The 13,037-nt window shown below is 35.2% G+C and carries 14 protein-coding genes and 1 riboswitch; of the genes, 6 read left to right on the forward strand and 8 right to left on the reverse strand.

Annotated features, from left to right (window positions below):
- Window positions 1–37: 37 nt before the first annotated feature.
- From JMA43_RS11715 to JMA43_RS11725, 3 genes are read right to left on the reverse strand one after another with little or no spacing between them, the layout of a single operon-like run.
- Window positions 38–955 carry an ion channel gene (locus JMA43_RS11715; protein WP_342156807.1) on the reverse strand — a complete coding sequence of 306 codons (918 nt, stop codon included), beginning with the start codon at window positions 953–955 and terminating at the stop codon, window positions 38–40.
- On the reverse strand, window positions 948–1,841 hold the full coding sequence (gene dapA, locus JMA43_RS11720) for a 4-hydroxy-tetrahydrodipicolinate synthase (protein WP_342156808.1): 894 nt from the start codon (window positions 1,839–1,841) through the stop codon (window positions 948–950). Before dapA ends, JMA43_RS11715 begins: the two co-directional genes overlap by 8 nt.
- 2 nt (window positions 1,842–1,843) lie before the next feature.
- A complete protein-coding gene (locus tag JMA43_RS11725; protein WP_342156809.1) occupies window positions 1,844–2,365 on the reverse strand; it encodes a DUF6913 domain-containing protein in 522 nt (173 codons plus the stop codon).
- Window positions 2,366–2,432: 67 nt separating this feature from the next.
- Between JMA43_RS11725 and JMA43_RS11730 the strand changes: the two genes are divergently transcribed.
- Both JMA43_RS11730 and JMA43_RS11735 read left to right on the forward strand, forming a co-directional pair.
- A complete protein-coding gene (locus JMA43_RS11730) occupies window positions 2,433–3,197 on the forward strand; it encodes a 5'-nucleotidase (protein ID WP_342156810.1) in 765 nt (254 codons plus the stop codon).
- A 4-nt stretch (window positions 3,198–3,201) separates the two neighbouring features.
- Entirely contained in the window at window positions 3,202–4,110 is a 909-nt protein-coding gene (locus tag JMA43_RS11735; RefSeq protein ID WP_342156811.1) for a bifunctional metallophosphatase/5'-nucleotidase, read from the forward strand.
- Here the strand turns inward: JMA43_RS11735 and JMA43_RS11740 are convergent.
- Genes JMA43_RS11740 through JMA43_RS11750 form a run of 3 tightly spaced genes read right to left on the reverse strand, consistent with a single transcriptional unit; the run spans window position 4,094 to window position 8,133 of the window.
- Window positions 4,094–4,768 (reverse strand): lysoplasmalogenase family protein, encoded by a 675-nt coding sequence (locus tag JMA43_RS11740; RefSeq protein ID WP_342156812.1) that lies wholly within the window; start codon window positions 4,766–4,768, stop codon window positions 4,094–4,096. The genes JMA43_RS11735 and JMA43_RS11740 overlap by 17 nt on opposite strands.
- Window positions 4,765–6,759: an NAD-dependent DNA ligase LigA gene (ligA, locus tag JMA43_RS11745; RefSeq protein ID WP_342156813.1), complete on the reverse strand. Its 1,995-nt coding sequence runs from the start codon at window positions 6,757–6,759 to the stop codon at window positions 4,765–4,767. Before ligA ends, JMA43_RS11740 begins: the two co-directional genes overlap by 4 nt.
- A 60-nt stretch (window positions 6,760–6,819) precedes the next feature.
- Window positions 6,820–8,133 carry a voltage-gated chloride channel family protein gene (locus JMA43_RS11750; protein WP_342156814.1) on the reverse strand — a complete coding sequence of 438 codons (1,314 nt, stop codon included), beginning with the start codon at window positions 8,131–8,133 and terminating at the stop codon, window positions 6,820–6,822.
- Window positions 8,134–8,172: 39 nt separating this feature from the next.
- Window positions 8,173–8,235, reverse strand: a riboswitch (Fluoride riboswitch).
- A gap of 189 nt (window positions 8,236–8,424) precedes the next feature.
- Between JMA43_RS11750 and JMA43_RS11755 the strand changes: the two genes are divergently transcribed.
- Together JMA43_RS11755 and JMA43_RS11760 are read left to right on the forward strand one after the other, a co-directional pair.
- Window positions 8,425–8,994 carry a TMEM175 family protein gene (locus JMA43_RS11755; RefSeq protein WP_342156815.1) on the forward strand — a complete coding sequence of 190 codons (570 nt, stop codon included), beginning with the start codon at window positions 8,425–8,427 and terminating at the stop codon, window positions 8,992–8,994.
- A 90-nt stretch (window positions 8,995–9,084) separates the two neighbouring features.
- Entirely contained in the window at window positions 9,085–9,762 is a 678-nt protein-coding gene (locus JMA43_RS11760) for a type 1 glutamine amidotransferase domain-containing protein (RefSeq protein WP_342156816.1), read from the forward strand.
- A 52-nt stretch (window positions 9,763–9,814) separates the two neighbouring features.
- On the opposite strand, the gene prmC is transcribed toward JMA43_RS11760, so the two are convergent.
- Together prmC and JMA43_RS11770 are read right to left on the reverse strand one after the other, a co-directional pair.
- The gene (gene prmC, locus JMA43_RS11765; RefSeq protein ID WP_342156817.1) at window positions 9,815–10,693 is read right to left on the reverse strand and encodes a peptide chain release factor N(5)-glutamine methyltransferase; all 879 of its coding nucleotides are present in this window, start codon (window positions 10,691–10,693) and stop codon (window positions 9,815–9,817) included.
- A 27-nt stretch (window positions 10,694–10,720) separates the two neighbouring features.
- Complete coding sequence (locus JMA43_RS11770; RefSeq protein WP_342156818.1) at window positions 10,721–11,197, reverse strand: GNAT family N-acetyltransferase; 477 nt, start codon at window positions 11,195–11,197, stop codon at window positions 10,721–10,723.
- Between the two features lie 139 nt (window positions 11,198–11,336).
- Between JMA43_RS11770 and ribD the strand changes: the two genes are divergently transcribed.
- Both ribD and JMA43_RS11780 read left to right on the forward strand, forming a co-directional pair.
- A complete protein-coding gene (ribD, locus tag JMA43_RS11775; protein WP_342156819.1) occupies window positions 11,337–12,398 on the forward strand; it encodes a bifunctional diaminohydroxyphosphoribosylaminopyrimidine deaminase/5-amino-6-(5-phosphoribosylamino)uracil reductase RibD in 1,062 nt (353 codons plus the stop codon).
- A complete protein-coding gene (locus JMA43_RS11780; RefSeq protein ID WP_342156820.1) occupies window positions 12,391–13,020 on the forward strand; it encodes an HAD-IA family hydrolase in 630 nt (209 codons plus the stop codon). Before ribD ends, JMA43_RS11780 begins: the two co-directional genes overlap by 8 nt.
- Window positions 13,021–13,037: the final 17 nt, after the last annotated feature.

The following is a 13,037-nucleotide window of genomic DNA, read 5'->3' on the forward strand; positions in this document are numbered from 1 at the left end:
TTTTTTATTAAAAGTTTAACGTGTTGAAGTGTTTTCCTCACAATTTTTCCAAATCGTCAATCATGGAATGGTCGACCATCAGCTTCCCGTCTTCACCATATCCGTAGGATTTTGTATATTTCTTATTCATTTTTAAATCTTCATGCACATACGATTTCACATCGTAAATTTCGTTATTGAAAGCATCATCATAATACGAAAAAAGCACTACCAACTCAGCTTTTAAGTCGGCAATTTCACTTTTTGAAAGATTGTAAAGCGGACTTTCTTCATCTATAACATGAACAATTGTCCAAGTTGTTGGCAAATAGATGATGGTTTTTCGCTCTAAATTCAAATTAAAATATTCGGGTTTGTAGTAACCGTTTTCCGATTTATGCAAAATTAAAGTTACATCAACTTTGGGTTTGATGAGGATATTCCGACTCGTATTCATCACTTTAATCATTAAGGCTGATTTGTTTTCAAACGGACGAATAAGAAAGTTTCTACTGAAAGAAATAAGTGTTTTAGGTTTAGAAAACCTTCCGTAGAGCAATCCGGTAGTGAATGAAAAACTTAAAAGTCCGACCAAAGCTTCAAAACTCGCCAAAATTCCAGCGGCAGTTCCCGAAGGCGATAAAACTCCATACCCTACCGTTGTGATGGTTTGAGATGAAAATAAAAAGGCGTTAAAGAAATTCTCGAAAAAACTTGGAGAATGATACGTAGAAATAGCTTCCATTCCCAACCCAACATACGCCACTGCAAATAGCGTGTTGACTAAAATATACGCTAGCAATACATAGCCAAAAAAAGCAATCCACGTAATCCTAATTAAATAGGAATACGTGGATTGAAACATACTTTTTTTATTGACATGGTCTATATTAAATCTTCCATCTTCTGTAATAAATCTTTTTACATTTTTGGTTGAACTTAATCCAAACCCTATATCTTTCAGTCTCTTAACCATTAATTTTATTTGTCGCTAAGATAGGAAAACTATTTATTTTTTCCTTTAACGACAAACTTGCTTCTACTAATGGCAAGCGCACTTTAGCAGTACTAAGGTTTAAATTTTCAAACACTGCTTTGATTCCTGCAGGATTTCCTTCTTCAAAAATATAATCGATTATATCCATCAGTTGGAAATGTATTTGATTGGCATCGTCTAAATTTCCTCTTAATGCATAACGCACCATTGCAGAAAACTCTTTTGGTAAACCTTGCCCAATTACCGATATTACTCCTGCTCCTCCTGCTAGTATCATTGGAAGCGTAATCATATCGTCACCAGAAATCACTAAAAAGTCTTTCGGCTTATCTTTAATAAGTCGCATAGCTTGTACAATATCGCCTGCTGCTTCTTTTACTCCAATGATATTTTTAAACTCGTTGGCTAAACGAATAATTGTTTTTGGCAATACGTTAGAACCTGTTCTACCAGGTACGTTGTATAAAATTATTGGCAATGGCGAAGCTTCTGCAATTGCTTTAAAGTGCTGATAAATTCCTTCTTGTGTAGGTTTATTGTAATATGGTGAAACCGATAAAATGGCATCGAAAGCTGATAAATCGGATGTTTTTAATTCATTTACAACTTCAGCAGTATTATTTCCACCAACACCTACAACTAGCGGAACACGTTTATTATTTGCCTTAACGATAGTTTGTTTTACAAGTTCTTTTTCCTCCTTTGTCAAGGTAGCCGACTCGGCAGTAGTACCTAAAACTACCAAATACTCTACACCACCAGCAATAACATGGTTTACAATGTTAATTAGTGCCTCTACATCTACACTTAAATCTTCTCTAAACGGGGTTACAAGTGCAACACCTGTTCCTAAAAACTTTGACATACTCATATCTTTTTTAAGATAGAAAGGTATTTTACCAGTTCGTTTTTAAACTGAGAAAAATCTTTCTCATCGGTCTTCAATACTAAATTGTTATTTGCTTCTCCTTCTGTGGTTAAACCTACTTTAAATTCACTCTTACACAGCGTAGAAACCAACTCTAAATAAATATTAGGTTCTGTATAATAATTAATTACAATATCATAATCGCGCTTTAAAAACTCCGCTACTTCTTCATTCTTTACTTTACCTTTCATCCCAAAAGAACTGTCGGTAAAAACAGGAATTAAGTAACTTCCATTCTTATAAATTTTATTTACATACCCAATAATATAAACGTCAGATGCACTTATGTTTATCGCTTTGGCAATGTCGAGCAATGGCTTATAATCTACCAACTTCTCGTAATTTATAACAATGGCTAATGAACGTGTGTTTGTTGCATTTGTAGCAACTACACTTTTGTTTGAAAGCGTTTTTCGAATTGCTTTTTTTATTGATTTTTCTTTAAGGCCTTTAAAAATCATTTACATTTCCATTATTTTTGCAAATGTATAACTTTCAAAAGTTCCTGATATTAAAATTAAGAATCTTATGCTGCTTAAAACTAAACATTTTGTTATATTTATAACAATTATCTCACTTACCGCTTGTAAAAAGGGCTCTACAAAGCTCACTTCTATCTCAGGAACGGAAATAAACATTACCGACACCTTAAAAAGTGTTGATAGTATCGACCAATTTGTAAAGCCTTACCGCGACCATATCGAAGAAGTTTTAGACGAACAATTGGCATACAACCCAAAAAACTTATCTAAAAATGACGGGAAATTAAATTCGACTATCGGAAACTTAATGGCAGATATCACTTACGAGCAGTCTAACCCTATTTTTAATAAACGTACTGGAAATCAAATAGATTTTGTTTTGCTGAATCACGGCGGAATTAGAGCTACTATGTCTAAAGGAAAAGTAAGTCGTCGCACGGCGTACGAGATTATGCCTTTTAAGAATGAAACTTATGTTTTAGAACTTTCTGCTGAAAAAGTACACGAACTCATTCAGTATTTAGCTGAAGCGCAAACTGCGCATCCAATTAGTAAACAGCTTCAAATTACGTTAAACAAAGACAATTCAGTAAAAAGTGTTACCATAAACGGAGCTCCAATTGACGATAACAAAACGTATTTTGTAGCAACTTCCGACTTTTTAGCTACTGGCGGAGACCACATGAATTTCTTTAAAAATCCAATAAACACAACCGATATTAACTACTTACTCAGAAATGAATTGATTGATTATTTCGAAAAAGTAGACACCATAAAAGCAAGTACTGATAATAGATTTATAAAAATTTAACCTCATGAAAAGAAGACAATTTATAAACAATACCGTTGCCAGTACCGCTTTTATAACTGCTGGAGGTTTATCGCTTACCGCATGTAACAACAATAAAAAGAAACACCTTACCATACTCCACACCAACGATGTTCACAGTCATATCGACCCATTTCCAGCTACCGATGCTCGCAACCCAAACATGGGTGGTGTTGCGCGACGTGCTACGCTAATTGAGCAAATACGACAAGAAAATCCAAACACCCTATTATTGGATGCTGGGGATATTTTTCAAGGAACGCCTTATTTTAATTTCTACGGAGGTGAAATTGAATTTAAACTGATGAGCATGCTGAAATATGACGTTGCTACCCTTGGAAACCACGATTTTGATAATGGTATAGACGGTCTCGTAGCACAGTTGCCAAATGCTAAATTTGAAATTATAAACGGAAATTACGACTTTTCAAATACTATTTTAGATGGACAAATAAAGCCTTATAAAATTTTCAATAAAGACGGAATTAAAATCGGAGTTTTTGGATTGGGAGTAGAACTCGAAGGACTTGTTACCAAAGGGCTTTATAAAGAAACAAAATACCTCGACCCAATAGAAATTGCACAAGACCTTACCACAGAACTAAAAGAAAAAGAAAACTGCGACCTTGTAATTTGTTTATCGCATTTAGGTTTTAAATACCGAGACAACACAGTTTCTGATATTGTCTTAGCACAAAACACAGAAAATATCGATTTAATTATTGGTGGGCATACTCACACTTTTTTAGAAAAACCAGTTGTTGAAACTAACAGAAAAGGAAAAAAAGTATTGATTAATCAAGTGGGATGCTACGGAATTTTCTTAGGTCGAATTGATTTTTATTTTGATGAAAACACCGCTTCCACTTCCGAAGGGATTAGTATAAATGTTTAAAATCGAAATGTTTTATTAAACGAAGTAGAAACAAATAAGCAACTACTTTTACTACGACAGTCGTAAAGTCAAAGAAAAATAACTCTACTAAAAAATTATCGATTGCAAGGGTGATATCGCCAATTAAAAAACACACCGCAACCATTACTGGGTATAGGTTTACTTTTGTCTCGTTGTTAAAATAATTCACTAAAGACGTTATTGTAAAGGCACTCAAAACAATTGAATACGCCAATACAAACGGGTACAAATCGCCCATTTGTGACCCAAAAATATCTTTTATTGAATAGTTAAAATAGATAAACCACAACACCACTACAGGAACTGCCGAAAAGATAAGTTTCTTTGCATCAAAGTCACGTATGGCTTTGTAACAAATCGCAGTAAAAACCAGATGATGAATTCCGAAACAAGCCAAAAAAAATCGTGAAGAAATTGGCCCGAGATACAACGAAAACACATCGCCTAGAAAACAACTCACTAACAATACAATTGGCACTACTTCCAACTTGTTTTTATGGAAGTAATAATTAAAAAATACAATTGGAATTAAAGAGAGTTTAGCAATATTAGCGAGCAATCCGATATGAAAAACAGACGCCAACAGGTATAAAAACCCAAAACCAAAATACAGCGCTAGTAACTGCTTATTACTCATAACATTTTTAAAAAATCGTCTTCAGAAATCATTGTTACCCCCAGCTTTTCAGCTTTTTCACGTTTGCTAGGTCCCATTTTATCACCTGCAACCAAATAAGTTGTTTTGGACGAAATAGACGAAGCTACTTTCCCACCGTTATCTTCAATTAACTTTTTGAGTTCGTTTCGAGAAACCTTTTCAAATACTCCAGAAACCACAAACGTTTGCCCTTTAAAAGTGTCGGTTATATTTTCTAGAAGTTCTGCTGAAATTTCCAATTGAAGTCCGTATGACTTTAATCGCTCAATAATGATTTTATTTTTCTCATTCTGAAAAAACTCAACTACACTTTCTGCAATACGGATACCTATTTCGTCAACTTGCACAAGCTCTTCAGCTGTTGCTTGCATCAACGCATCAATCGACTTATAAGCTCTTGCCAATTTTTTGGCTACGGTTTCTCCAACATATCGAATTCCGAGGGCAAATAAAACACGTTCAAAAGGAATTTCTTTCGATTTTTCAACGCCCAACACTAAGTTTTCAGCCGACTTTTCAGCCATGCGTTCCAACGGAATGATATCTTCTTTTTTCAGTGTATATAAATCGGCGTAATTTTCAATAAGTCCTTCTTTAAACAATAGCTCTACAGTTTCACCTCCAAGTCCTTCAATATCCATTGCTTTACGAGAAATAAAATGTTGGATACGCCCCGTAATTTGTGGCGGACATCCGTAGGTATTTGGACAATAATGTTGTGCTTCCCCTTCATTTCTAATCAATTCGGTATCGCATTCAGGACAATTTGTAATATAATGATGTGGCGTTGCCTCGGGTGCTCTTTTAGAAAAATCGACTCCCACAATTTTAGGGATAATCTCTCCTCCTTTTTCAACAAAAACCGAATCGCCTTCTCTAATGTCTAGTTTTTCAATCTGGTCGGCATTGTGTAACGAAGCCCGCTTTACGGTAGTTCCTGCCAACAAAACAGGTTGTAAATTTGCAACTGGTGTAATTGCTCCAGTTCGCCCAACTTGATAAGTAATACTTTCGAGCGAGGTAGCAACTTGTTCCGCTTTAAATTTGTAAGCCATTGCCCAACGCGGCGCTTTGGCAGTGTACCCCAATTCTTCTTGATGTTGAAAGCTATTTACCTTTACAACAACACCGTCTATTTCGTAAGGCAATTCATGGCGGTGCACGTCCCAATAATTTACAAAGTCCATTACTTCCGCAGTAGTTTTACACAGTTTTGCCACCTCTGGAACTTTAAAACCCCATTCTTTGGCTTTTTGCAAACTTTCAAACTGACTAGAAATTCCTAAATTCTCTCCTGTAATATTGTAAAGTAAACACTCCAACGGACGCTTGGAAACTTCTGCACTGTCTTGTAATTTTAAACTTCCACTAGCTGTATTCCTAGGGTTCATGTAGGGTTCTTCACCTGCTTCAATTCGCGCTTGATTCATTTTTGCAAAACCTTCCAAGGGTAAAATAATTTCCCCGCGAATTGCAAATTTTGGCGGATAATTTCCTTTCAATTTTAAAGGTACCGAACGGATAGTTTTTACGTTGTTTGTAACATCGTCGCCTTGAAAACCATCGCCACGTGTTACAGCTTTTATCAAAGTTCCGTTTTCGTATGTCAAACTCATGGAAGCTCCGTCGTATTTTAGTTCGCATGTAAAACTCACTTCTACATCCCCTAAAATCCGTTGAATACGCTTTTCCCACTCCTCCAAATCTTCTTTTGAATACGAATTATCCAATGAGTACATTCGGTGTTCGTGCATTACTGTTTCAAAATTCTTTGTTACCATTCCACCCACGCGAACTGTTGGGGAATTAGCATCGTAAAATTCGGGATGCTCAGCTTCCAAGGCTTGTAACTCCTTCAGTTTTATATCAAATTCATAATCTGATATTTCTGGAGTATCCAATACGTAATAGTTGTAATTATGCTGAGATAACTCTTTTCGTAACGCCTCAATTTTCTTTGCTATATCCATGAATAAAAAGTAATGTACTTACGCAAATATAGCGGAATGAAGCTTATTTTTACAATGAAGCTACTCTTTTTTCTTTTGACTTCTGATGCGTGTTATTTCAGATAAATGGAAGCCTTTTTCTTTGTCGTATGAAGTGTTTTTAGGGCTTCCGATAATTTGTGAACTATAGACTCCCGAATGCCCAGAAAATAAATAAGCCGTACCACAAGCCAGTGCGATAAAGACACCTGCTTCGATTCCGAATAATTCAATCCCCATAATTGTACACGCAATTGGAGTGTTGGTGGCACCTGCAAAAACAGCTACAAACCCCATTCCTGCGAGCATGCTCATTGGCAACGGAATAAACCAAATAAGTACATTTCCTAAGGTAGCGCCAATGTAAAATAAGGGAGTTACCTCTCCTCCTTTAAATCCGGCACCAAGTGTAAATGATGTAAATAATAATTTCAGCAGAAAGTCGTAGGAGTTTTGATTGTTATTAAAAGCATCAACAATGGTTGGCACACCTAAACCGATGTATTTTGTAGTTCCAATAAGATAAACAGCTAGTGCAATAACAATTCCGCCAAGAAATGGTCTAAGTGGCGGATACGAAATATATTTCTTAAAAAAATCGCTCCAAAAATGTGTTGCTTTAGAAAACAACATGGCTACGAGTCCGAAAATAATTCCTGCCAAAAGTGCCCAAAGCAAGTTTATCGGGTTCATTTCGGCAACCGATGTAATGTGATAATGTGTATGAGAAGCCCCGAAAAACTCACAAAAATAATTTGCAAAAACTGCGCCCATAAAACTAGGAATTATTGCATCAAGACGTATTCTTCCTAAAATCAACACTTCCAAAGCAAAGATTCCGCCTGCGAGTGGAGTTCCAAAAACAGAAGCAAAACCAGCACTTATCCCAACAATTAAAACTATTCGCCTATCTCTATCAGAAAGTTTTAACCATTTTGTAAATCTATCTGCAATTGCGCCACCAATTTGCACCGCTGTACCTTCTCGTCCTGCCGAACCACCAAAAAAATGCGTCGCAACTGTACCGAACAAAACCAAAGGCGCCATACGAAATGGAATGATTTTTTTAGGCGAATGAAATTCTTCCAAGAGTAAATTATTGCCTTTTACAACGCTATCTCCATACAAATAATAAGATAGTCCGATGATAAATCCGCCAACAGGTAAAAGTGCGATAATCCACAAATGCGCTTCTCGCCATTGCGTTGCCCACTCCAAACTCCATAGAAAAAAAGCGGAAGCTCCACCCACCAAAACGCCAATAACGGCACAGATGAACAACCATTTAATTAAGTATAAAAAAGTAGGAATTTGCTCTAAAGAGAAGAAATAATCTTTTATTTTATCTGTATTCATTTTGACATATATATAATGAGACTGCTATGGCATTTGCCATTTTAATCAGAAGTCATCAGCTATTTTAAGCGGTTCAAGGCAGACCTCATTGCCAAATGTAAAGCAAATCTACAAAAAATACAGCTATTATTCTTGAAGATTTCAAACCTATCTCTTTTCAGCAGTAAACACTTTTTTACTCATTATTAATTGTACATATTTATTTTATTATCTTAGATTTTATTCTATAAAACCCAATTTATTGCATTAAAAAATAGCGGAGATTATCTCTTCAACTAAAATATTTTAAAAATGAAAAAAAGCAGATTAGAAGCATTCAGCGATGGTGTTTTAGCCATTATTATAACCATTATGGTTCTCGAATTAAAAGCTCCAGAAGAAGTTACACTGTCTGCATTACTCGCTAAAACTCCCATATTTTTAAGTTATGTTGCGAGCTTTATTTACATCGGTATTTACTGGAATAATCATCATCATTTATTTCAGATTACAGAAAAAGTAAACGGAAAAATATTGTGGGCAAACCTACATTTACTCTTTTGGCTTTCTTTAATTCCTTTTACCACTTCATGGATTGGAGAACACTACAACGCCACACTCCCAGTCATTGCGTACGGAGCTGTTTTGATGTTATCTGCAATAGCATATTACTTTTTACAACTTGCAATTATCAAAGCGCACGACGAGAGTTTTGTGTTAAAAAAAGCGGTAGGCCATGACACCAAAGGGAAACTCTCGGTACTGATATATGCTGTAGGTATTGCTCTAGCTTTTGTAAATACGTGGATTGCAATTGGGTGTTATATTTTTGTGGGGCTTTTATGGCTTATTCCCGACAAACGAATCGAACAAAACATGTAGCTTTTCATTTCTTATCATAGGTTAATATTTATCTAAAAATCTACTGTTACTTTTGAAGTACATTTTAAAAACACTTGAAAAAATATACATATGAAAAAAGTACTATTTGTTTTAACGAGTCATGAAGATTTAGGAAACACAGGAGAAAAAACAGGATTTTGGATTGAAGAATTTGCTTCGCCTTATTACCTTTTAAAAGATAAAGGGGTTGAAATTACACTCGCATCACCAAAAGGAGGACAACCTCCAATCGACCCTAAAAGTGATGCTCCAGATGCTCAGACTCCAGCAACGGTAAGATTTAATAATGATAACGAGACAAAACAGTTGTTGGCAAATACTGAAAAGTTAGAAAATGTAAATCAACAAGATTTTGACGCTTTGTTTTTCCCTGGCGGACATGGACCATTATGGGATTTAGCTGAAGATAAAAACAGCATCGAATTAATTGAAGCTTTCATCCAAAATAACAAAACTGTAGCTGCCGTTTGTCATGCGCCCGCAGTTTTTAAGAATACTAAAAACCAAGATGGAACTCCACTTGTTGCAAATAAAAAAGTTACCGGATTTTCTAATACCGAAGAAGAAGCTGTTCAGCTTACAAATGTAGTTCCGTTTTTAGTGGAAGATATGCTGAAAGAAAATGGCGGAATTTACAGTAAAGGAGCTGATTGGGGAGCGTACGCAATTCAAGACGGATTGTTAATTACTGGTCAGAATCCAGCATCATCGGAATTGGTTGCAGAAAAATTATTAGCTCAATTATAATAGACTAAAAAATATAAAGCTGTCTGAGGTTTTCATTTTCAGACAGCTTTTTTTATGCTGAAATAACAGGCTTTTGTCCCATTATCATTCTATCTTTTCCGTATAAATCTTTCTTCAAAATAACATTTTCAAAGTTATATTTCTTCATTAACGCCAACATTTCATCACCTAAATATTGATTAATCTCAAAATACAACTTCCCTCCTTCTTTTAAGTTTTCAGAAGCCAATCCTGCTATTTTTTCGTAAAATACTAAGGCATCGTCATCTTCAACAAACAAAGCAGACGATGGCTCGTAATTCAAAACATTATTTTTTATTTCTGTTTTTTCTAAGTTTCGAACATACGGCGGGTTCGATACAATTACATCGAAGGTTGGCAACTCTTCAAAAATAGTTTCTAAGTCGTTTGCCTTTAAAATATCTTGTTGATAGAAGTTAATATTCACTCCTTGGTCTTCTGCATTTAAAGATGCTGTTTGAAGTGCTTCATACGAAATATCTACAGCGAAAAGCTTTGTACGCGGTAAGTTTTTGGCTATCGAAATTGGGATACAACCTGTACCCGTTCCAATATCCAAAACACGAGTAACACTATCTTTATCAATATCATTGATAATCCACGACACCAACTCTTCGGTTTCTGGCCTTGGAATTAAAGTATGCTCGTTGACACGAAAATCCAATCCATAAAAATAGCTTTTCCCGATGATGTATTGTATAGGTCTTTCATTCACCAAATCTCCAAGAGCGGAGTCAAACTTATATCCTACCTCACTTGAAACATCCTCTTCCAAAAACTGCTGAATTTGGTGCGGTTTATAACCCAAGTAATCTTCGCAAAGCCAATTAAAAAATGTATCAATTTCCTCAGAAGGATATATTTCATTCAGCTCGATATGAAAAAACTTTTTAATTAATCCTAGTTTCATTTTTATAATTTAAATCAAAAGCTTTGCCTACAATTTTTTCAGCATCCAAACAGAACACGAGTAATGACCTGTGTTTCCCATTGGAGCATCTAAATATTCAAACCCAGCTTTTTTATATAATTTTTGTGCATCTTCCATGTAAGGCATTGTTTCGATATAGCAAAACTTATATCCCATTTCCTTTGCCTCATTTAAGCAAGTTTGCATCATTTTCATTCCGTATCCTTTACCTCTTACTTCATTTAAAAAATACATTTTTTGCAACTCGCAATAAGCATCACCTTCATTTTCTAAACGTGCAATTCCTGCTCCACCCACAATTTTTTCATCTGATTCTAAAACAAAATACACCGCATCTTTTTTATCATAAGTACTGTGCAAATCGTTTAAAGAAACATCTTCAAAGGCAGTCCCTACTTTGGGTGCGCCCATTTCAACAATAACCGTTTTTACAATTTCGGCCATCGAAATATTATCAGCAGGTTTTATCTTTCTAATAATCATGAAATATCATCAATTTAAAACGTCATGTAAAGGGTTTATTTCCCCAAAATATTTTATCAAATTAAACTAATTTATAAGCAATAGCCTAAGGTTTGTTATGAGATTTTTCATTTTGTATTTTTGTACTGAAATTTCCAAAATGAACACACACGAACACTATATAAAAAGAGCGCTTCAGCTTGCAAAAAATGGTTTAGGAAACACTTATCCCAACCCTACCGTAGGTTGCGTAATTGTTGCTGATAACAAAATAATTGGCGAAGGCTACACCAGTCCTGCTGGGCAAAACCACGCCGAAGTAAATGCCATTTCAGCAGTAAAAGACGTTTCGCTTTTAAAAACTGCAACCATTTATGTTACACTCGAACCTTGCTCGCATTTTGGAAAAACACCTCCTTGTGCCGATTTGATTATAAAACATCAAATTCCGAATGTGGTTATCGGAACACTAGATACACACGACAAAGTTTGCGGACGTGGGGTTCAAAAACTAATGGAAGCTGGTTGTAATGTTACCGTAGGCGTTTTGGAAGAAGAATGTAAAGAAAGTAACAAACGCTTTTTTACATTTCAGGAGAAAAAGCGTCCTTATATTATATTGAAATGGGCCGAAAGTGCCGATGGTTTTATGAGTCCGGAGAAAAAAGAAACCCGAACTCCCGTTTGGATTACTAACACGCTTTCGCGACAAATAGTACATAAATGGCGAACCGAAGAACACGCAATTTTGGTTGGCACCACAACTGTGCTTGCAGACAACCCGAAACTGAACAGCAGAGATTGGAACGGAAATAATCCTGTTAGAATTGTTATCGACAGCCAATTAAAAACGCCACAACAATCGCACGTTTTAGACGATTCTCAAAAAACAATTTTTATTGTCGATACTGCTACGCAAGTTCCCAATTCTGAATTTAAGAATACCTTTTTTGAGGAAATAGATTTTTCGAATGCTATAGCTCCACAAATAATGAGTGTGCTACATAAACACCAAATTCAAAGTATTATTATTGAAGGCGGTAGCAAAACACTACAAACATTTATCGACAGTAATTTATGGGATGAAGCACGCGTTTTTAAAGGGGACGCCGTTTTTTCAAGTGGCACTAAAAGTCCGATTATAAACAAGTCGTTTTTTTATTCTGAAGAAAAAATTGTGCAAAACACACTCACACTTTACATAAACAGCAACAATGCCTAGCACTACTCCTATTAAAAATATTGTTTTTGATTTTGGTGATATTTTTATCGACCTCGATAAAGAAGCTCCATTAAAACTGATGCTACAAACATATCCCAACTTTACGCTCACTAAGGAAATTAGCAAATTAAATGATGCGTATGAAAAAGGAGAAATTAGCACGCCTGATTTTGTTGCGAGCTACAAAGATTTTTTATCCGAAGAAAACTCAGAAACACTTATTCATATTTGGAATTCAATCATTTTAACGATGCCAACACATCGATTAACTTTTATTGAAAACCTACACAAGCAAAATAAATACAGGCTATTTTTACTGAGTAATACAAATGAATTGCACATCGAACAAGTTATAAACAACATTGGATTTGAAACCTACACGCAGTTTAAAAATTGCTTTGAAAAATTTTATCTATCTCATGAAATTCATTTTAGAAAACCAACGGCAAACATTTTTGACTTTGTACTTCGAGACAATGCAATTCTTGCTGAAGAAACATTATTTATAGACGATACCAAGGAACACATAGATACTGCAAAAAGTTTAGGTTTTTATACTTGGAATTTAATTCCAGGGAAAGAAGATGTTACTTCGCTATTTGAAAAAGACTTTACTTTTTAGCCTAAATTGTTTATAAC

The organism is Joostella sp. CR20, assembly GCF_038433465.1.
Lineage (GTDB): Bacteria > Bacteroidota > Bacteroidia > Flavobacteriales > Flavobacteriaceae > Galbibacter.

What these genes read in the sequence shown, in the direction of transcription:
- JMA43_RS11760 (WP_342156816.1), top strand. Translation starts at nt 9,085, where the DNA reads ATGAAAAAAGTACTATTTGTTTTAACGAGTCATGAAGATTTAGGAAAC.
- ligA (WP_342156813.1), bottom strand. Translation starts at nt 6,759, where the DNA reads ATGGATATAGCAAAGAAAATTGAGGCGTTACGAAAAGAGTTATCTCAG.
- prmC (WP_342156817.1), bottom strand. Translation starts at nt 10,693, where the DNA reads ATGAAACTAGGATTAATTAAAAAGTTTTTTCATATCGAGCTGAATGAA.
- JMA43_RS11715 (WP_342156807.1), bottom strand. Translation starts at nt 955, where the DNA reads ATGGTTAAGAGACTGAAAGATATAGGGTTTGGATTAAGTTCAACCAAA.
- dapA (WP_342156808.1), bottom strand. Translation starts at nt 1,841, where the DNA reads ATGTCAAAGTTTTTAGGAACAGGTGTTGCACTTGTAACCCCGTTTAGA.
- JMA43_RS11740 (WP_342156812.1), bottom strand. Translation starts at nt 4,768, where the DNA reads ATGAGTAATAAGCAGTTACTAGCGCTGTATTTTGGTTTTGGGTTTTTA.
- JMA43_RS11735 (WP_342156811.1), top strand. Translation starts at nt 3,202, where the DNA reads ATGAAAAGAAGACAATTTATAAACAATACCGTTGCCAGTACCGCTTTT.
- ribD (WP_342156819.1), top strand. Translation starts at nt 11,337, where the DNA reads ATGAACACACACGAACACTATATAAAAAGAGCGCTTCAGCTTGCAAAA.
- JMA43_RS11770 (WP_342156818.1), bottom strand. Translation starts at nt 11,197, where the DNA reads ATGATTATTAGAAAGATAAAACCTGCTGATAATATTTCGATGGCCGAA.
- JMA43_RS11780 (WP_342156820.1), top strand. Translation starts at nt 12,391, where the DNA reads ATGCCTAGCACTACTCCTATTAAAAATATTGTTTTTGATTTTGGTGAT.
- JMA43_RS11755 (WP_342156815.1), top strand. Translation starts at nt 8,425, where the DNA reads ATGAAAAAAAGCAGATTAGAAGCATTCAGCGATGGTGTTTTAGCCATT.
- JMA43_RS11725 (WP_342156809.1), bottom strand. Translation starts at nt 2,365, where the DNA reads ATGATTTTTAAAGGCCTTAAAGAAAAATCAATAAAAAAAGCAATTCGA.
- JMA43_RS11730 (WP_342156810.1), top strand. Translation starts at nt 2,433, where the DNA reads ATGCTGCTTAAAACTAAACATTTTGTTATATTTATAACAATTATCTCA.
- JMA43_RS11750 (WP_342156814.1), bottom strand. Translation starts at nt 8,133, where the DNA reads ATGAATACAGATAAAATAAAAGATTATTTCTTCTCTTTAGAGCAAATT.